Annotated in this window: 10 protein-coding genes and 1 pseudogene; 4 read left to right on the top strand and 7 right to left on the bottom strand. The window is 62.5% G+C overall.

What is annotated here, in order from left to right; genetic code table 11:
* Positions 1-192: 192 nt before the first annotated feature.
* The 5 genes from F561_RS0119000 to F561_RS0118980 all read right to left on the bottom strand — a co-directional run bounded on the left by F561_RS0119000 (position 193) and on the right by F561_RS0118980 (position 13,525).
* A complete protein-coding gene (locus F561_RS0119000; RefSeq protein ID WP_019011555.1) occupies positions 193-5,010 on the bottom strand; it encodes a DUF11 domain-containing protein in 4,818 nt (1,605 codons plus the stop codon).
* A 1-nt stretch (position 5,011) separates the two neighbouring features.
* Positions 5,012-7,807 (bottom strand): DUF11 domain-containing protein, encoded by a 2,796-nt coding sequence (locus F561_RS0118995; RefSeq protein WP_157452008.1) that lies wholly within the window; start codon positions 7,805-7,807, stop codon positions 5,012-5,014.
* A gap of 286 nt (positions 7,808-8,093) precedes the next feature.
* Positions 8,094-10,397, bottom strand: coding sequence for a hypothetical protein (locus F561_RS27390; protein WP_157452007.1), 2,304 nt, complete (start codon positions 10,395-10,397; stop codon positions 8,094-8,096).
* 310 nt (positions 10,398-10,707) lie between these two features.
* The gene (locus F561_RS0118985) at positions 10,708-12,939 is read right to left on the bottom strand and encodes a hypothetical protein (RefSeq protein ID WP_019011552.1); all 2,232 of its coding nucleotides are present in this window, start codon (positions 12,937-12,939) and stop codon (positions 10,708-10,710) included.
* 70 nt (positions 12,940-13,009) lie between these two features.
* Entirely contained in the window at positions 13,010-13,525 is a 516-nt protein-coding gene (locus F561_RS0118980; RefSeq protein WP_019011551.1) for a DUF11 domain-containing protein, read from the bottom strand.
* A 516-nt stretch (positions 13,526-14,041) separates the two neighbouring features.
* On the opposite strand from F561_RS0118980, the gene dusA reads away from it, so the two are divergent.
* From dusA to pta, 4 genes are all read left to right on the top strand, one after another.
* On the top strand, positions 14,042-15,070 hold the full coding sequence (dusA, locus tag F561_RS0118975) for a tRNA dihydrouridine(20/20a) synthase DusA (protein WP_019011550.1): 1,029 nt from the start codon (positions 14,042-14,044) through the stop codon (positions 15,068-15,070).
* Positions 15,067-15,510 carry a tRNA (adenosine(37)-N6)-threonylcarbamoyltransferase complex ATPase subunit type 1 TsaE gene (gene tsaE, locus F561_RS0118970; RefSeq protein WP_019011549.1) on the top strand — a complete coding sequence of 148 codons (444 nt, stop codon included), beginning with the start codon at positions 15,067-15,069 and terminating at the stop codon, positions 15,508-15,510. Before dusA ends, tsaE begins: the two co-directional genes overlap by 4 nt.
* Positions 15,511-15,898: 388 nt before the next feature.
* Positions 15,899-17,083 (top strand): acetate kinase, encoded by a 1,185-nt coding sequence (locus F561_RS0118965; RefSeq protein WP_026299072.1) that lies wholly within the window; start codon positions 15,899-15,901, stop codon positions 17,081-17,083.
* A gap of 104 nt (positions 17,084-17,187) precedes the next feature.
* Positions 17,188-19,311, top strand: a complete 2,124-nt coding sequence (gene pta / locus F561_RS0118960; protein ID WP_019011547.1) for a phosphate acetyltransferase — start codon at positions 17,188-17,190, stop codon at positions 19,309-19,311.
* A gap of 61 nt (positions 19,312-19,372) precedes the next feature.
* Here the strand turns inward: pta and F561_RS29075 are convergent, their stop codons facing one another.
* Complete coding sequence (locus F561_RS29075) at positions 19,373-19,792, bottom strand: hypothetical protein (RefSeq protein WP_157452006.1); 420 nt, start codon at positions 19,790-19,792, stop codon at positions 19,373-19,375.
* Positions 19,793-19,891: 99 nt separating this feature from the next.
* Positions 19,892-20,020: pseudogene (locus tag F561_RS29070) on the bottom strand (IS5-like element ISDds9 family transposase); the annotation flags it as partial.

Below are 20,020 nucleotides of genomic sequence, written 5' to 3'. Positions count from 1 at the left end.
ACTGGGTGGTCTGAATCCGGAAAAATCTAATTTAGATGTCTTGGTTTTAAATTAACGCTTCAAAAAAAATTAATGACTTTTGATGATCTACTGGGGTTTTGGGCATATATTTTTGACTTAATGTTCATTTAAAAGATCAAAAAAAGAGCGGGAGAGGGTGGGCAGGCTCTCGGCTGCCCCCTCTCCCACTTCCTACTTCTGCTCTTTGCCCAAATTTTCGTCGATGGTCAGGTCGAGGCGCAGGTAAGCGCCCTGGCGGGTGTAGGTGCCAGCGCTGGGCAGGCCCACGAAGCCCACCGGGTTATATCCGGCGGTCAGCCACGTTCCGGCCAGGGGACGCACGCTGGCTTCCAGGCCGAAGCCGTAGGCGGTGTTGCTGCTGGCAGGCTGAGTGATCATGCGGCCCCACGCCCCCAAGCCGAAGCGGTCGGTGAGGTAGGCTGTGCCGCCGATCTGTGCCTGCAAGGTAAAGCTGTCGGTGTCGTTGAGCAGGGTGCGGGTCTCTACTCCGCCGCGCACGGCCCAGGTGGGCTGGCGATACTCGGCGCTGAGGCCAGTGCTGAGTTCGGGCTGCGTTCCGCCGAGGCTGCCCTGCAGGTAGCGTACGTAACCGAGGCTGTTGAGGGTGCGGTTGCGGTAGGCGTAGCCGAGGCTGGCCCGCAGTCCGGTCTTGTCGGCGGCCCATTCGGCCAGCGCGTCGGCAGTAAGGGTCAGGTGGGGGGTAACGGTTCCGGTGATTCCGCCGCGGACCACCACGCCGAACTTGCCGCCACTGTAGGTCAGGTCAGTGCCGGTGGTGGCACTTATGCTGTCGCTGCGGTAGTTCACGTCTGCACCTGCACCCAGCTGGGCCTCATTCTTGCTGAGGTCGTACAGGGCGCTGCCGCGCAGGCCCACGTTCACGCGCTCGCTGAGGGTCAGAGCGGTGGTGACGCCAAAGCGGGCGCGGTTGCCTGCGGCGCTAGCGGTGGGCAGCTCGTAGCCCAGCGCGTAGTTCACGTTGCCCAGGCGGGAATCGAGGGTCAGGGCTGCCGACTGCGTGATGTTGTTGGTGCTGCCCACGCCCCAGGTGATGGCGTCGGTCAGGCCCAACGTTACCTTGTCGTTGAAGCGGTACTTGGCCGTGATGTTGGTGGTGGCGTCCAGGTTGCCGCTCAGAGGCTGCACATGCACCACGTCCACGTCTACGGGGTTGCGGTGATAGCCGATGCTGCCCACCGCGCCGAGGCCGTACACGTCGCCGTAGGCGTACTTGAAGCCGCCGCCCACCGTAAACGGAGCAACCCTGAATTCGGCCCGTGCGCCCAGAGTGCCGCCCTCGGTGGTGGGCGTGCGGTGGTATTCGCCGTCGGCAATAGCGTTCAGGTTCGCGCCCAAGCGGGCGTTGTAGCTGGCGCTGGCGTTCAGCCCCACGCCAAATCCGTTCAGGCCGCCGTAGCCCGAGTCCTGATAACGCACGCGGGCGCCGAGGTTGTCGTCGCCCAGTTTGGTGGTCAGGTCGGCGCTGGCCTGCACGCCGCCCGAGTAGGCCAGCAGCGCCCCGGTTTTCAGGGTGCCGTTGTCGTACTGGGCACGCACGCCGTAGGTCACGCGGTCATCCAGACTCACGGCGGCCACGCCCACAGAGTAATTCTCTCCGGTCTGCTTCACCTGCGCTCCGAAGGCGGTGCGGCGGCCATCCTCGGCGTTCAGCAGACGGTAGCTGGCAAGCACGCGCAGGGTATTCAGGTCGTTGTCTACGGTATCCAGTGCGCGGGCCAGGGTGACGATCCCAGTTCGCACGTCCAGCACGTAGTCTATGTTGCGCGTCAGGGTCACGCGGCTCAGTTCTTTTTGAGTCCCGTCGGCCTGCAGGGTACGTTCCAGCGTCACCAGCACCAGCGTTTCACTGCCTTCTGCGATGCCCGCATTCGGGAGGCGCAGGATGCGCGTGCCTTCGGGCGTCAGAGGCGTGTCAGTAATGCGCTCACGCGGCACCAGCGCGGCAAAAGCCGATACCGAAGGATTGGTTTTGGTGTAGGCGCTGAGCGCCGTGAACTGCTCGCCCAGGGCCAGAACATCGATGGGCAGCGCGGTGGTGCGGTACTGGGCACGGAAGGCCGGGTGATCGTAGCTCAGCGCCACAGGATCGATGCCTTGCAGCGGCACGCTTTCGGTGCTGGCGTCTCCGGCCACGGGGTAGCGGATCAGGGTATTTTCGTCGGTGGGCAGGCCATCTTTGTCGGCGGCGGCATACAGTTTGCCCCCGGTCAGCGGGCCTTCGTAGTAACCTTTGCCCTGCCAGGTCAGGTCGTCTTGCAGGTTCAGGTTGCCGTCCAGCCCCAGCGTCGCGCTGAGCATGCCCACACCCACGCGACTGGCGTCAGGGCGGACTTCAAAGCTCTGGCGCTGCACTTCGTCACCGTTCAGCAGGTCCAGATTCAGGGTGGTCGGAGCAGACTGGGGTTGCAGTTCCAGCACCCCTTCGCCGCCCTCAAGACGCACCTGATAGCCGCTTTCGCCGGGGTTGGCGTCGGGCGTGCGGGGTTCGAGGTTGGTGCGTACCGTCACGCTGCTCAGCGAGGCAAGGTTGCCGAATGCGTCCAGCGCCCGGAATTTGACGCGCAGGGGCGTACTGCCGTCGGCCAGCATCTGGGTCGCCAGCACCTGAATCTGGGCAGTGCCGCCCACCAGTTGCACGGTCGTGGTGTCGCTGCCCACGCTCAGAATGTTGGGGCCGGGTTTCAGGGGTACACCCACGTAGGTCAGGCGCTGCACGCCGCGCACGCCGTCCTGAACGTTGGTACCGATGGTCGAGGAGTCCACCACCTGTCCGTTGACGGTCAGTGTGGGCAGGTTGCCCAGCGGCGCTTCGACGATGACGCTGATGCGGTCACGGGTACGAATCAGCGTGCCGGAGAGGGGCAGTTTGATGGCCCCGGCATTTTCGGCAGTGGCGGCGGCAGCGGGGGCAGCCAGCGGGCGGGCGGCGTTCAGGTCGGCGGCATTGAAGGTGCCTTCCAGTAGCTCGCTGCGGTTCCCCGCCAGTCGGCTGAGAAGAGAAGGGGCGGCCATCACGTCCAGCGCCTCTGTATGCGCCAGATCGTAACTGATCACGCCGCTCTGCGCCTTGCTGTCTGTGGCCGGAATGACCCAGTACAGCGTGCCGCTCGGACCCACCACAGGGTCAGAAATAGGCTGACCGTTTCGGCGGCTGCTGCCCATGGTCACGGTGGCCCCAGCGGGCGGCAGATGCGAGATCACCAGTTCGTTGGTATGGGCAGGTGCGTCGTAGGGCAGACTGACCACGCTTTCACGTATCTGGGCGGGTGCGGGGCGTACCTCAGGCACGACCACGACAGGTTCGGGCACCGGCAGCGGCGCGGCATTCAGCAGGCCGCTGACCGTTTGAGGAGCGGGGCAAGACGGGCTGTTCAGTTGGGCGTTGAGCGTGGCGTCGCCTGCCGATTCCACACGGGCGCGGTAGGTCAGTGTGCGGCTTTCGCCCGCGTCCAGCGTGCCTTCAAAAGTGGTGGAGTCGAGGGCCACCAGACCTGCGCCGGGGGTATCGCTCAGAACAAAAGGCACACTCTGGGCAGCAGTGTTCTTGACTGTCAGGCTGACGGTCACTTCGTCGCCCACGGTCGCGGCGGCCAGCGGCGCACGGCTCAGTTGCAGGCTGGTCGCGCTGGGCAGCACGTTCAGGCTGATGGTCTGCCCCTGTTCCCAGGGATTCAGGCGGGCACTGACGGTCAGGGGACCAGCAACCGTGGCGGTGCCGATGACACTCAGTTCGCCGGGCCGTCCTGCATTCAGGGTGCCCTCAAGCGTGTTTGCGCCGCTGATGTCCAGTCCGGGCAAGTCCAGCGCGAGGTTCATGGGCAGGTCGCCTGCGTAGGCGGTGGTGGCGCGGGCCGTCACGGTCACGCGGTCACCGATGCAGATTTCAGTCTTGTCGGCTTGCAGGCTCAGGGCCACTTCAGGACGAATCTGCACGTGTCCTTCGGCCATCCCGCCTTTGGGCACGCTCAGGCGGCTCTGATCCAGCGTCACGGTGGCTCCGGCCACAGGCGCGGCAGTCAGGTCGTAGTCGCCCACAGGGACGCGGCGCGTCAGGCTGCCTTCCACCTGTTCGGGCTGGCCGTTCAGGGTGATGTCGGCATTGGTGGCCGCCGTGCTGCCGGGCAAGATCAGCTCGGCAGTTACGCGCAGTTGTCCGGTCTGATCGACCCGCGTCAGGGTAATCGGGGTGGCGGTTCCTGCACGCAGCAGGCTGAACCCGGCGGTGTTGGAGTACTGCTTGGCCGTTCCCGTCTGGCGCAGTTCTATGACGTAGCGTCCAGCGGCTTCGGGCAGGGCCAGATCCGCCCATTCCAGATCCTCGCTGACCGTCAGGGGCGTCACGTTGCCCTGTTCGTCGCGCAATTGGGCTTCCAGCTCGCCCGCGCCGTCGCCGTCGTACATCCGAACCACGTAGGGCACGCTGCCGTCGGTGGTCACGTTGATGGCCGGAACCCAGTCCTGAGAATGAATGTTGACGGTCAGGCGCTCGGCGGTCACATCGGCACTGACTCCGGTCAGGCGCACCGCGAAGGTATTTTTGCCGTTGCCCTTGGTTTCCACTTTCAGGCGGTACTGGCCTGCGCTCAGGTCTTGTTCCAGCAGGGTTTCCCAGGCGTGGGCACCGGGTGTAAAGGTGCGCTGCAAGACCACCTGGCCGCTCGCGTCGGTCAGGGTGAAGGTGGTGCTGACCGCCGAACGGTTGGCGTCGTACTGCTCGTCACCGTAATAGGTGTCGCTGCGGTAGTCGCCCTGATCCATGCGGGGGCTATAGAGGTCGAGTTTGATGCGGCCTGCAATGGGCACACTGAGATTTAAATTCTGGTCGCCAACCGTCCACATCAGCTTGTCGCCGATGCTGGTCACGGGCAGACTGGTGTCTATTTCCTGGGCCTGTCCCACCGAACCCGCTGCCAATAGAGCAGTCAGGGCAGTCAGTGCGGCCAGCGAGGATGTTGTTTTGGAATTCACTTCAGTACCTCCAGCTCACGGAAGGATCGGTGGTCGCCGCTCGGTCTTCCCCCGGCCCTTCGAGGCGGTAGGTGAGGTTGGTTTCACCTGCGTTCAAAGTACCAGTGAGGCTATTGCGGCCTTCTTTCAAAGTCGCGCCTGCGGGCACTGGATCGGTCAGGACAAAGTCTTCGAGGGCTGTGGGGCTGGTGATCTTCAGATTGACCACGTAACCGCCTATGACCGGAATCACCAGTTTTTCGACCCGGACGGTTCCCGCGATCAACACTGTCCGGCGCAACACGTTGATATCGCCGCCCAGAGGGGCCAGCGGGAAATCCACACTGGTCAGTCCGCGTACATGCACGGTCTGGGTGCCGCTCAGGTCGCCGTCGGCAGGGACTTTCAGAGGCGGATAGGGCGTGGTGTTGGGATCGAGCCTGAAGGCCTGCGTACCGTACTGCACGTTGGCAAAGTGGTAGCGGCCCTCCTTGTCGGTCAGCGCCAGTCTGCCCCCGGCCATCAGGATGCGGGCGCGGTCCACAGGCGTATCGAAGCCTTCGTCATACAGGCCGTTGCGGTTGCGGTCGATGTACACGACGCCCAACACGTCGCCCAGCGGCGCGAACTTCAGCGGATCGAGGCGGGTGCTGGCCTCGGCGCGGTTGCTGGCAATGGCGCGCCTGGTACCGCCTGCTCCAATGCCCATCACTTCCACGGTATTGATCAGCGTGCCTATGGCCTGCGGGGTCACGCGGGTGGCATAGGTCAGCAGGATTTCGCCGTTCGCCGGAATGACGGCGATAGGCCATTTCAGGATGCCGTCTGTCACTGTTGGATCGCCGTAAGCGGCTCCGGCCAGCGTGGTCGTCCCGCCGATGTACTCCAGCCCTACAGCGGGATTGTCGGTGATGATGGCGTCCACGATGTCGGTGGTGGGGGAGAGGTTGCGAATCCGCAGGGTGTAGGTCAGGCGGTCGCCGTAGGTGGCGACTTTGGCGCTCACTTCCTTCACGATCACCAGACGCGCACTCCAGACGGGCGTTTTGACCTCGTTGGAGGCAACCGGCGCGGGCAACTCGGTACTGACCAGCTTGAAGATGTTCTTCAGTTCCTCACCGTCTACGGCGCGGGTGGAAACCACCGTGTCCATCGTCAGGGTGCGGGTTTCACCGGGTTGCAGCGTGCCCAGATTCCAGGTCACGGTCTGCGTGCCTGCTGCGCCTGCCACAGTGCCGTTCTCGGAAGCCTTCACGAAGTCGGTGTGGGCCGGAACCGGATCGCTGATCACCACATTGGTCAGCGGGCGGGTATAGGGGTTACGTACCGACAGGGTGTAGGTGATCTTCTCGCCGGTTGCGACCGTGACGCCGTCAGCCACCGAGCTGGATTTGACCAGTTCGGGCAGGCCACCTTCTACACCGGTGATCAGGTCGCGGGTCTGGTTGCTGGTGCCCCGGTCGCCTTTCACGGTCAGCAGGGCGTCGAGTGCCCCGGCCTGTGTGGGGGTGTAGCACACACGCACAAAGGCAGTCTGGCCTGGATCGAGAATAAGGGGCTGCACCAGTGGGCCGCCGCTGGCATTCAGGAATTCGGCCTTGGCCGCGCCCTGTGGATAGGTCACCGTGACCGTAAAGTTGTCGCGCACATCGCCCGTGTTTTTGACGGTGTGGTCGAAGCACACGACCTGGCCCACCACGGCGAAGGTCTTGCTCTGGGTATCGGCGGGCGTGCCTTCGGGGGCTTCGGGATTGCCTTCCGGCCCGATGGCAACGGCAGGCAGGTAGCGCACGTCGGCGCTGGCCTGGCCCGTGGCGGTTTTGCCCCCGGTCACTGCGGTGGCTACGTTGGGAATGATGTGGTTTTCGGCGCTGGCTCCGGCCAACATCCGGAAGCTGAGGCTCAGGCGAGCGCCCGCCCTCAGGGTCGGTACACGCACCCGCACACCGCGCACCTGAAGGGGTTCGGTGGCCTGCCAGTTGATGCCGTCTGCGCTGTATTCCAGCACTGCGTCGGCTACACCGCTGCCCACACTGGCGCTGCCTGCCACGAAGCTCAGGCCCTGGGCCAGTTGATCGGTCAGCAGGTCGGTCAGGACCACCTCGCGGCTGTCACCCTGCCCGCCGTTCACCGTGTTCACCGTCACGGTGGTCTCGGTACCGGGGCGTACCAGCGCAGGCGTAAAGCTCTTGTCTACGGCCAGTTCGGGGGGTGGCCCCACCGTCACGCGGCTCACGTTGTCGGCGTCGGTTGCGCTGCCCTCGCCGCCGCAAGAGCCGATCAGGTTCACGAAGGCTTCCCCGCGTGCGCTCTCGGCGGTGCTGACCACGACCAGCAGGTTGGCTCTGCCATCGGCAGGCAGGTCCACACTGCTCACCGTCGGCTCGTTGGCATCCACGACACCGTTGTTATTCAGGTCGCGGTATACGGCCAGCACGGGCGTAAAGGCGCTCGCCGTTTCTACGCGGCCCACCACACCCAGGGTCGCTGCCGCGTTTCCGGCATTCACGATGGTGTACTTGAAGGTGGTGTTTTCTCCGGGCAGCAGCGTGGCGCTCTGGCCGGGAGCCGTGACCGAGCCGTTGGGCGTGATGCTGACGGCGCACACAGCCTGCACCGTGGTGCTGATCAGGTTGCTCTGAGCGTTTGCAGGACCGCCCGGCACCAGTGGATCAAACGACCCGGTCGCAATGTTGGTGATGTTGGTTCCGGCAGAAGTACCGGCGGCGCTGGCCCACTGGCCGCCCGCACAGGCACCCAACGCCAGCAGCGCAGACATCAGTTGCAGTGGGGATTTAGGTACGTAGCTCACGGTCATGGTCTCCTTGTTGTGAAGGGAAAAAGAAGCTTGGGGACGGCTAAAGTGGGATTCAAAGAAGATCTATGAATTTTTTGGCATTTAAAAGCTGCTATGAGAGTCTGGTAGAAGTCCATCAACACCAATCAGTGTGCTGGAGCGGTTCTGACATCCCTATGACGGCGAAATAAAAATGGGGGCAGGCTGTGGGTGTACACCCGATAAGGGGACTACCCTGTCATTTAAAAAGCCTGTGTGTGAAAAAAGTGCGTCCCAGTTGAACAGGGACGCACCGAGGAGGGAGGGGTTACTTGACGGTAACTTCGATATCGAGGCGGATGCTTGCCAGTGCGGGGACGATGTCGGCGGCAGTGATGGCGGTGTCAGTGTTGGTGTTTACAGCCACTTCAAGGGTCGTGACCGTATCCATGTCAGTGGCAGTAGGTGCCGCAGTCACGAAGCCGCTGCTGCTGACTACTGCGCCTGCCTTCGTGCCTGTCCACTTGTAGTAGACGGTGGGCGTAGCGATGCCTGTGAAGTTCACAGGCGTAGCCGTTGCGCCCTTGAAGGTCGAGTAGGTGTAGACGTTGTTGGCAGCGGCGCTATCGCTGAGCACGAAGTTGGCTACGGAGGTGTTGTAGTTGTTCTTAGCGATGATGGCGTAGCGGAGGGTATCGCCGGGGATAGCGGTCAGGGCGTTGGTATCTGCTGCAACCGGGGCAGGTGCAGTTGCGCCATTGGCCTGGTACTTGGCGACAGCAATACCGCTGGTGGAGCTGCTGGGGTTAGCGGGGTCGTAGGTGGGGCCTGTGGGGTCGACAGGCTTGGTGTTGACGATGCCGACCTTCACCACGTCGTTGGGGTCATTGGCAATGATGGTGCTGAAGTTGCCGGTTGCCGTCTGGGGGATGGTGGTCGATCCAGTGATCGCATCATCGGGCACGGTGACGACAAGGAAGACTTTGTATTCGGTGTTGGGTGCCACCACGGGAGTGACGTAGTTTCCGCCGACCTTAGTCAACTCGGCACCCGTGCTGTCTACGTACTTGTAGGTAGCCGGAGTGGTCGTGCCTGCCGTGTTCGGGAAGGCAATGGTGGGCGTGGTCAGCGTGTAAGTATCGCCGTACTCGCCCTGGTTTACGATGTCCATCGGGAACACAGCGGTGTTGTCGGTGGTGTCGGGGCTGCTGGTGATGTTGCCTGGTGCCGGAGCGGCTTTGGGGCTGACCGTCTGAGTCGTGGCAGGAGCGGGGTCGGTGCCCAGTGCCCCCGTGGCGTCGCCGAACTGCATGGCAGCGGGCAGAACCTTCAGCACCGTGGTGTCGTTGGTATTGATGTCGGAGTCGTTGTTGGAGTCGCCGCCCACCGTGAAAGTGTAGGGTGCGGGGTTGGAGGTGGCCGTGGGGTTGGAGTCGGGGTAGGTGACCTTGACCGCGTAGTCGCTTGATCCGTTGGGGGCAACGGTAACCACAGGATACGTTTTGCCGTCGGCGGGGTTGACCGCTGTGGGCAGAGGAGCGCCAGTGGTATCCAAGAACTGCACCTTAGTGCCGTCGCTCAGCGTAAAGGTGCTGGTGGCGGCGTCAAAGCTGGTGTACTGGGGAGCTTTGGGGGCAGCAGGAGCGCTTGGATCTACAGGAGCCGAAGGGAACAGGCTGATAACGTCGGTTTTGGTCGAGGGGTTCCCGACATTGATGTTGAACGTTACGGTGTCATCCGTGGTGTTGCCATCGGCGGGTGGGTAAGCCGTTTGTGCGTCGGCAGAAACCACGATGGGGGTCGAGGGATTGTTGGGATCGGTGTATCCGTTGACAGGCGTGGTGCCAGTAGGGGGCGTCACCGTAGTGCTCACGGTGGGAGGATTTACGACCACAACAGGGGTAAAGACCGTGACCTGTGCGTATTGAAGGTCGGTAGCGGCTTCGTTCACTGCAGCGTAGGTGTTGACAGCTGTAGTTCCGGCCCCTGCGGGTGCGCTGCCTTGAGGGCTGGCCGAGAATACATTTGCGGCTGCGGCATCGGATGGCACCGTAATAACCTGGAAGAACTTGACGATGCCTTCGTCTAGGGTAGGCGTAGCAGCACTGTCAACTGGAACCGTCAACGAAGTGATTGGGGTTGCAGCGGCGATTTCTGCGGGACTCAGGACACCGTCTGTGTTGGTATCGGCAGCGGCGGCGTAGTATGTCACGGCACTGGTCGGCAGTGTCGTGGGGCTGTTGGTGGTATTAGCTGCCAGATTGACGACATAGCCACTGACGTTACCGTTGTTGATCAACTGGTAAAACTCGACTTGAGTGCTGCCAGGCAGTGCGTCCGCGGTTTTGTAGTCAGCAGGAATCTTATTGATTGCGCTGTCATCACCTTTGGTCGCGTCGGCGTCGGTGCTGTCATAGGTGATGTCAAAGGCAGGCACAGGCAAGACCAGCGTGTCTACTTGGTTGGAATTAACGCTTGCGGGAGCGCTAGTGGTACTGGTGGGATCGGTAAAGCTAGCAGTAGCGGTGTTGCTGATGGTGGTGCCAGCGGGAGTGGTGCCCGTGCCAGCGGCAGCGGCGGAACCGGCGGCCAGTGCGGCCATCAGGGCGATCAAACGGGAATTTACTTTCATGTGGTGCTCCTTGGTGCTGCGGTGCAGCGAGAACGAAAACGGCGGTGTGGGCGCACAACTGGGGCGGAACGGAAAGAACATCGAAAATTGAACGGCGGCTTAGAGTTGGGCCTGTCCAGAAGCTTCATTCCAACCACATCTGGCACTCACTCTGACTACAGTGTCTCTTATTAGTTCTGACGGTTTTATCACTGCCAGAGCTGCATTCGTAGAGTGTCTGGGGGTACTGAGGGGGGGGTGATTGACGGCAGAATCTGACGGTACGGCCTGGAAGGGCAGGGGGGCAAAACTGCTGCCCTTCCAGCTCGGTTTACTTGATGGTGGTCGTGAAGTTGACCGTAATGACGCCCGTGCTGGGCACCGTATCGGCAGAAGTGATGGTGCCGTCAGGTGCGCCTGCATTGTTGTCTACGCCCACATCGACCCGCGTGACGCTGGCCGGAGCGGTGGCGGTTGCCAGGGGCTGCCAGGCTGCACCGTTGAAGCGCACGAGCAGATTGCCTGCAAAGTTGGCGCTGGCGGCCACAGACTTGTAGGTGGAGTAGGTGAACAGATTGGTGGTGGTTCCGGCGTTGGTGCCGGTGCCGACCACTCCACTCTGCTCGGTCAGGAAGAAGTTGCGGACCGGGGCATTGAAGTTGTTCTTGGCAACGATCTGGTACTGGATATCTTTGCCGGGCAGGGCGTCGATGTTGGCCGAAGTCTGCGTCTTGGTGATTTCGATTCCGCTGGTGCCGGTGTTGACCACGCCCACCGTGATCTTGTCGCTGTTGGCACCGTCGTCGGTGCGAACAATGCCGCTGAAGGTGCCCGTAATGCTCTGCGAGACGGGCAGCGGGGCGCTTACGCCGTTGGCGTTGGTGCTGGCGGCATTGGCGGGCACGTCGATCACGGCCACCAGTTGCAGCGGTGTACCGGGCACGACCACAGGCGTGGTGGTCAGAGCGGAGCCGGTGGGGTTGCCGTTGGCGTCGGCCAGGTAGTAACGCACGGGTACGACCTGGTTGGTAATGGCTCCCGTGACCGGATCGATCACCGGCACGGTCACGCTGCCCGCGATGTTGTACGACTCTGGGTAGGTGCCCGTGTTCACGATGGTCATGGGGAATGTGGCGCTGCTGTCAGTCGGAGACGTGCTGGTGCCGGTGGGGGCGCCCGGAACCACGACCTGGATCGGCGTCAGGGTGGGGTCGGCGGTTGTGCCGGACGGGTCACCGAACAAAACCTGGGGCGGGTTCACAGTAAAGGTGCCGGTGGTATTGGGCGTCAGGTCGGTGTCGTTGCCCGAATCCACACCAATGGTCACGGGGATGCTGGCAACAGGGGTGGTGGTGCCGTCGGGGTCGGGGTAGGTCACGACGACCCGGAAAGGCACGCTTTGGCCGGGCAGCACCGTTCCGCCGGGGCCAGTGCCGACCAGCGGATAGTTGCCGTTGGCATCGGGCGTAATCGGGTTGCCGTTGCCGTCCAGAATCGTCACGATGGTTCCAACGGGCAGGCCGGTGGGCGGGATCAGGACGATGGCGTCGGGAATCGTGCCGTTGTTGGTGACCTGACTGACAAACGTGACCACATCGGGGGCCGTGCCTGCGTCGGCGGGCGGATAGGCGTTCTGATCGCCGCTCGCGGGGTCTACGGTAATGATGGTGCCGGGGGTGGTCACCGGGCTACCGGGCGGGTTGGAAGGCGCGGGGTAGGTTTTGGGATCGGAGACAGGGCCGCTCGTACCGGGAACAAGACCGGGCACAGGGGGCGTCACGACAAGCGTGGAAGGATCGGTATCCGCAGGCGGCGTGATATCCACACTGGGGTTGGCGATCTTGATGTAGGTGTATTGCAGGTCGGTACTGGGTTCCACGAAGGCTGGGTCGGTGGTGCCTGCGGTGTACTGCTGACCCGTGCCCTGAGGACTGACAAAATACTCACTGCCCTTGGGAGCGGTAGACGGAATCTTGACCCGCTGGATGATAGTGACCTTGCCCTCGTCGCCGGGTGTCAGGGGGTCATCTACAGGAATGCTGACTGGCCCGGTGATTTTCGTATCGCCCGCATCGATACTGCCGTTGCCGTTCAGGTCGAGGTAGTACTCGACAACCGGCAGGTCCGCGCCGGTCAGGGGCGTTCCAGTGGCGCTCTTGCCGCTGATCTCTGCCGCGAGGGTCACAGGGTTTACGCTGTTGCCCGTGTTGACCAGCGTGTACTTGGTGTCCACGTTAGTTCCGGCAGTGGTGGGGACTACATCTGTTGGCGCGTACCCGCCAGGGTAGTAGCCTGCGCCGCTGGTGGCTGTGGCTACTGGCGTCACCGGAGTGTTGCCGTCTACGGTGGTGGTGCCGAAGTTCACATCAAAACCGGGCTTGGGCAGCACGGTGGTGGTCACGGTGTTCGACTGAGACTCTTTGGGGGTGGTGCCGTCGTTGGGGTCCAGAAAGCTGGCGGTGGCGATGTTGGTAATGGGCGTGCCTGCGGGCGTTCCGGCGGCAGCAGCGCTGCCAGCAGACAGGGCCACCATCAGCGTGAGAAGGGAGGGGTTCAACTTCATGGAAACTCCTTGGACAGAATCTGTGGGCGAGGGCAGGCGGTAGAGCGCATTCCAAAAGGGGAGAAGCGGATCAGTTGACCTGAACGCGGAAACCGACTTTCAGGTCTGTGCCCGCACTGATCTGGGGCAATGTCCAGCGAACGTTGGTGTACTCGGAAGGCTTGACCTCTACTTCCTTCTTCACGCTCTTGCCGTTTTCTGTGACTGTGATGGTCTTTTTGAGGGGTGCCGCAGCATAGGTCTTGCCGCCGTCGATGGAGTATTCGGCCTTGGCTCCGCTCGCGGCGACATTCATCGCAGTTTCGGGCTTCAGGTAGGTGGTGCCTTTGGGCACAGGCAGGCGCACCGTAACGTTGGTCAGTGCCTTGCTACCGCTGTTGCGGGCCGTCACCATCTGGCTGAGGACATCGCCAGGGCGTACATTTTTGGGATCGGCGCTCAGCTGTTCGGTGGCTTTGCCGTCTACGGTAACAGCCCGCACCAATGCCTGAGCAAGGGTGAGGGTAAGGGGGCTGGCTGCCTGAGCCAGCGCGGCGCTGGTCAGCAGAGTGCCAGCCAGCAGGAGCGGGTGGGAATAACTTCTCATGGTAACTCCTCGCGTGAAAGAACGTGAGAGAAAAAGGGCGGCCCAATATCTTCAGCAGGCCACCTCAAAAGGGGCAGCGACTTCCTTCACGGTAGTGAGAAAGTTCTTACGGGCAGCTTACAGATGAATTAAAATTTACCCAGGTGGTCAGAAACGACTTACTTTTATGGCCGCTATAAAACGAGAAATACTTCTAACCCAATGGTCATTCGAGATCCTGATCTAAATTTCTGAATACCCAGTTGATAAAAGGAGCCGTTAGTGTCGGTGTTAAAGGCGATGGGTCTTGATATCCCCTACTAACTTGGTAGCTACTCATACAATGTTGGTCTGATGTGAGTTGTGCTCAGGACACCCGATGGGGGGTATCTAACAGTCGGAGTATTTTTACCCCCAATCAGGTGAGGCGTCAGCGATGTCTTGAGTCGTCTCTGTCAAATCGTCCCACCCCACTTCCGGCCTGCTCCTGCCTGCCCCACTTTTTTCTGGCTCTCTCGCCGCTACACTGGTCGGCTGATGAGTGCTGCCCCGCCCTTGCCCCCGCATACGCTGTCTGTGGCCCCGATGATGGACTGGACAGACCGTCATTGCCGCGTGTTTCACCGCACGCTGACGCGCCAGACGCTGCTGTACACCGAGATGATCACCACGGGCGCGATCTTGCACGGAGACCGCCAGCGGCATCTGGGTTTCGATTCCGCCGAGCATCCGCTGGCCTTACAACTGGGCGGCAGCGACCCGGCAGCCCTGGCCGAATGCGCCCGCATAGCGCAGGACTTCGGCTACGACGAAGTGAACCTGAATTGCGGTTGCCCCAGTGACCGCGTGCAAAACGGCTCTTTCGGCGCGTGCCTGATGGCAACCCCCGATGTGGTGGCCCGCGCTGTGGCCGCCATGCGCGGCGCAACCTCCTTGCCTGTCACCGTCAAACACCGCATTGGCATAGACGATCTGGACAGCTACGACCACCTGACCCGGTTCGTGTCCACGGTGGCGGATGCCGGATGTGACACCTTTATTGTGCATGCCCGCAAAGCATGGCTGAGTGGCCTGTCTCCCAAGGAAAACCGCGAAGTGCCGCCGCTGCGTTATGAAGTGGTGCAGCAACTCAAGGCTGACTTTCCGCATCTGAAGATTGTTCTGAATGGCGGCGTGCTGACGCTGGACGCTGCTCAGGAGCATCTGGCCTGGGCCGACGGCGTGATGGTGGGCAGAGCCGCCTATCAGAATCCTTACATTCTGGCCGCCGCTGACCGGGATGTCTTTGGAGGGGGTGCCGTGCCGCCCACCCGCCGCGAAGCCATCGAAGCCTTTTTGCCGTATGTGGCCGCGCAGGTGCAGCAGGGGCAACCCCTGAACCGCATGATGCGCCACACGCTGGGGCTGTTTGCAGGGCAGGCCGGGGCACGCCACTGGAAACGCACCCTCAGCGAAAAGGGCCATCTGCCCGGTGCGGGGTTGGAGGTGGTGCGGGAGGCGATGGCAGGCGTGCCCGAGAGTGTGCTGGACGCCAACAGCATCACCGAAGCTCTGGCTTCTGCATGACCGCCTTGCCGATGCTGCCCGGAGAAACACGCCTTTTATCTGGTCAGGAGGCGCAGTGGGCCTTTGGTGCGGCGCTGGCATTGGCCCTGCCTGCCGGGTCGGTGCTGTTTCTGGAGGGCGAACTGGGCGCGGGTAAAACCACGCTGACGCAGGGGCTGGTGGCCGCACTGGGCTTTACCGAACCCGTGACCAGCCCCACCTACGCCCTGATGAACGCCTACCCGACTCCGGCGGGGCGCGTGCTGCACGTAGACGCCTACCGCACCCGCCACCCCGCCGAGCTGTATGAAATGGACCTGGAAGAACTGATCGCGGGCAGCCGCCTCAGCGTGATCGAGTGGGGAGAAGCCCTGTACGCCGATTACCCGGACGCGCCCATCGTGCGCCTGCTGCATGTGGACGGAGAGCCGGAAGTGCGGCGGGTGGAGCGGCTGCGGTAGGAAGTGGGAAGTGGGCTGTGCGTCGTGGGAAGGTCAAAAGAGTGGGGCTTTTACGGCACTGTTTCTTTAATTGCGTAAACCCCCCAGTCTGCTCCGCAGCCAGCCCCCCTTAAAGGGGAGCACAAAAGATGTTTGTTCCTCCCCTCTAAGGGGGGGCGTTGCGTCAGCAACGGGGGGGTTGAGTCGCCTAGCCTTCAAGGAGTGACCCACCTCCGCAAGAATTCCGCCCAAGAACGGCTAACCTCCTCCTGCTCGCTCCTGCCCTGACCACGATCTACCCTCCACGATCCACCCCCTAGCCCCCAGACCTTTAGATTCCTAGACCGTCAGCACTCACCACCCGCGTCGGGGCCGTCCGTCCTTGTCGCCACCCTTCACAATGGAAGCCATGTGGACGCTCGTTCTGAATTGCGGGTCAAGTAGTGTCAAGTTCGCCCTTCTCAATCCGGCATCGGGAGAGGTGCGGCTGTCGGGGCTGGCCGAGCGGCTGGGTGCGCCCGAAGCGTCGGTGCGGCTGGAGCGGGATGGACAGCGCACCACCCACGCACTGAGGGGCGGGGCCTACGCCGAAGCCTTCGATCTGCTGCTGGCCGAGCTGGATGCTCTGGGCGTGCGTTCCGAAGTCCGGGCCGTGGGCCACCGCGTCGTCCACGGCGGCGAACGCTTCAGCGCCCCGGCCCGCATCACACCCGAAGTCATGGACGCGATCCGGGCCTGTGTGCCCCTCGCGCCGCTGCACAATCCGGCCAATCTGTCGGGCATCGAGGCAGCGCGGGCGGCCTTTCCAGACGTGCCACACGTCGCGGTATTCGATACGGCCTTTCATCAGACCATGCCCGCTGTCGCCTACCGCTACGCCGTGCCGGAAGCGTGGTACACCCGCTACGGCGTACGGAGATACGGCTTTCACGGCACCAGTCATGCGTATGTGGCCGCCGAAGCCGCCGCGCTGCTGGGCCGCCCACTGAGCGAGCTGAATCTGGTCACGGCCCATCTGGGCAACGGTTCCAGCGTGTGCGCCGTGCAGGGCGGGCGCAGCGTGGATACCAGCATGGGCCTGACGCCGCTGGAAGGTCTGGTCATGGGCACCCGCAGCGGCGACGTGGACCCCGGCCTGCACGACTATCTGGCGCGGCAATCCGGCCTGACCCTCAGCGAGATCACGGCGGCCCTGAACCGCGAATCGGGCTTGCTGGGCCTCTCGGGGTTGGCGTCCGATATGCGCGAACTGGAAGCGGCGGCGGCCACCGGAAACGCGGGCGCACGCCTCGCCGTAGACGTGTTCGTGTACCGGCTTGCCAAGACGGTTGCGGGCATGGCGGTGGCTCTGGGTCGTCTGGACGGACTGGTCTTCACGGGCGGAATCGGAGAAAACAGCGCCACCATCCGGGCCGCCACATTGCGGCGCCTGGCGGTGCTGGGCTTTGAACTGGACGAAGCAGCCAACGCCGCAGCCGTGCGCGGGCAATCCGGCCCCATCACGGCGGGCGGTGTTCCGGCGCTGGTGGTGAACACCAACGAGGAACTGAGTATTGCGCGGCAGACGAGTGCGGTGCTGGCGCAGGGAGTGTAGAGGGTAGATCGTGGTTTTGATCTTTTTCCACGTTCTACCCTCTACGTTCTATTTTCTCTACACCCCACAACCCATCCCCTACACCCCCCTCCGAAGGAGACCCCATGAAAACACTCTTCGTCGCCCCCACCCGCAACGGTGTCGGACTGAGCAGTACCACGCTGGGCCTTGTGCGTGCCCTGGAGCGGCAGGGTCTGAAAGTCGCTTTTCTGAAGCCCATTGCCCAGACCCACGAAGCCGACACCGACGATTCGGTGCATTTTGCCCGCGCCCTGATGGGAACGCGCACGCCGGAGCCGATTTCGCTGACCTCTGCCGAAGAGCAACTGAGCCTCGGGGCCGAAGAGGAACTGATGGAAAATGTGATCGCCCTCTCGCGTGAGGCAGCGGGCGGGGTCACGGGCGGCGCAGATGTGCTGGTGGCCGAGGGGCTGGCCCTCACTGAGCGCAATACCTACGCCGGGGCGCTGAATGCCAGCCTGGCCCGCAATCTGGAAGCCGAGGTGATTCTGGTGTCCAGCCTCGCCGGGGTCACATCGGCTGCGCTGGCCGATGAACTGGAAATTTCGGCCCTCGCCTACCGCCGCAGCGATGGGGGAGGGCTGGCCGGATACATCCTGAACTTTGCTCCGCGTGAGCTGGATTTTGGCGGGCTGCTGGCCGAACTCCGCAGCCGGAGCCGGGTGCTGGCGGGCGGAGAATTGCCCCTGCTGGGCGTGGTGGCCCAGAGGCCCGCGCTGGGTGCGCCGCGTACGCTGGATGTGGCGCGGTACCTGGGAGCCACCGTGCTGAACGAGGGCGAAGCCAATCTGCGCCGCGTGTCCAGCACGGTGGTTACAGCCCGCAGCGTGCCGCGCATGGCTCACCTGTTCGGCCCCGGTGCCCTGGTGGTGACGCCCGGAGACCGGGAAGATGTGGTGATGGCCGCAGCGTTGGCACACCTCAGCGGCGTTCCGTTGGCGGGGTTGCTGTTTACCTCGGGCAGTGGCCCCGAAGATTCCATAGAGAAGCTGTGCCGCGCCGCCCTGACCAGCACCCTGCCTGTCCTGAGAACCAATACCAACTCCTACGAAACGGCCTCGCGCCTGTCTCGGATGGATGCCCGCGTGCCGCACGACGACACAGACCGCATGGACAGAATGCTGGACTTTATCGCAGACCGCCTGGATACCCTGCCGCTGGGCGCACGCCTCCGCACCCCCAGTGTGGACGGAGAACGCCGCCTGCCGCCGAGTGCCTTCCGGTACGAACTGATTCAGAAGGCCCGCGCCGCCAACAAGCGAATCGTGCTGCCCGAGGGCGACGAACCCCGTACCGTGCGGGCCGCCGTGCGCTGCGTGGAAAAAGGCATTGCCCGCTGCGTGCTGCTTGCCAAGCCCGACAAGGTGCGTCAGGTGGCCGATGGGCTGGGCCTGACCTTACCCGATGGTCTGGAAATCCTTGACCCCGACGTGATCCGTGCCAACTATGTGGCCCCGATGGTGGAACTCCGCAAAAGCAAGGGCATGACCGCGCCGCAGGCCGAAGCGCAACTGGAAGACACGGTGGTCATCGGCACGATGATGCTGGCGCTGGGCGAGGTCGACGGGCTGGTGTCGGGCGCGGTGCATACCACCGCCAACACGGTGCGGCCCGCCCTGCAACTCATCAAAACGGCTCCCGGCGCGGCTCTGGTCAGCAGTGTCTTTTTTATGCTGATGCCCGAGCAGGTGCTGGTGTACGGCGACGCCGCCATCAATCCCAACCCCAACGCACAGGAATTGGCCGATATTGCCATCCAGAGTGCCGACAGCGCCCGCGCCTTTGGCATCACGCCCCGCGTGGCGATGCTGAGCTACAGTACGGGCGAAAGTGGCACAGGCGAGGACGTGGAAAAGGTGAAGGCCGCCACCGGACTGGTCAAGGAAACGCGCCCCGACATCATCATCGACGGCCCGCTGCAATACGACGCCGCCAGCGTACTGAGCGTGGGCAAGCAGAAAGCCCCCGACAGCCCGGTTGCGGGCCGCGCCACCGTATTCATTTTCCCCGACCTGAACACTGGGAATACCACGTACAAAGCCGTACAACGCGCCGCCGGAGTGGTGGCCGTGGGGCCAATGCTGCAAGGCCTGAGAAAGCCCGTGAACGATCTGAGCCGGGGCGCACTGGTAGACGACATCGTGTATACGATTGCTTTGACGGCTATTCAATCTACACAGCAGGCGACTCAGGGCGGGGGGAAGTAGATGTTCAGCTAGAAAGGTGGGCCAACGGTTTGATAGCCGTTAGCCCACCTTTTTCAACTCCTTAACGCTGTGAGAATAGACCTTGTGTCTTCAGTGCCATAGGTGAAGCACTGTTGGTAAGAAGAGTCCATTTCTGACCTCTGTAGGAGTTCGCGTTGGCATAAGTGACAGTAGTCCCTTCAACACTTACTTGGAGCGCATTCCACCCAGTCTTCAAATCCATATCGTAATTGCTGGTCGTCCTGACACCGCCAGAACTACAGTTCACTTGACCTTTAAGAGTGGTTGCCTTGTCAATGTAGACTGGAGATATCTGCTTGTTAACGTTGTCTTCAATGAAGATAAAGATATTACCATCTTGGTTTGCGTCCACGGTGAATGCCGCAGAGCCGCCACGTGCTGTTTTATCGCTGATGACTAGGCTGGATATGCAACTTGCGTTTTCCCCCACAGTAATGTTGGATAAATATTTATCGGCCAATATAGGCAATTCTGCGAAGTTGAATTTACCGTCAACAGTGAGGGGAGTACGGGTGATTTCTTCAAAAGAATTACCGGGGACACTGCCTGTTACTAGAGATCATCCGGAAATTCGGCGCAGCAGGATGAGAATGCAGGCGAGCTGGACAAAGCCTAAGAAGTTCTGGGCTTTGTGCTCGTCGCGGGTTCGGACACGGCGGAAGGACTGCAACCAGGCGATGGTTCGCTC

Origin of the sequence: Deinococcus aquatilis DSM 23025, from assembly GCF_000378445.1 — a bacterium.
GTDB lineage: Bacteria > Deinococcota > Deinococci > Deinococcales > Deinococcaceae > Deinococcus > Deinococcus aquatilis.
This window is presented reverse-complemented; position numbering and strand designations above follow the sequence as displayed.

Coding starts and splice junctions, on each gene's coding strand:
- F561_RS0118995 (WP_157452008.1), bottom strand. CDS start 7,807: ATGACCGTGAGCTACGTACCTAAATCCCCACTGCAACTGATGTCTGCG.
- F561_RS27390 (WP_157452007.1), bottom strand. CDS start 10,397: ATGAAAGTAAATTCCCGTTTGATCGCCCTGATGGCCGCACTGGCCGCC.
- F561_RS0118985 (WP_019011552.1), bottom strand. CDS start 12,939: ATGAAGTTGAACCCCTCCCTTCTCACGCTGATGGTGGCCCTGTCTGCT.
- F561_RS0118980 (WP_019011551.1), bottom strand. CDS start 13,525: ATGAGAAGTTATTCCCACCCGCTCCTGCTGGCTGGCACTCTGCTGACC.
- dusA (WP_019011550.1), top strand. CDS start 14,042: ATGAGTGCTGCCCCGCCCTTGCCCCCGCATACGCTGTCTGTGGCCCCG.
- tsaE (WP_019011549.1), top strand. CDS start 15,067: ATGACCGCCTTGCCGATGCTGCCCGGAGAAACACGCCTTTTATCTGGT.
- F561_RS0118965 (WP_026299072.1), top strand. CDS start 15,899: ATGTGGACGCTCGTTCTGAATTGCGGGTCAAGTAGTGTCAAGTTCGCC.
- pta (WP_019011547.1), top strand. CDS start 17,188: ATGAAAACACTCTTCGTCGCCCCCACCCGCAACGGTGTCGGACTGAGC.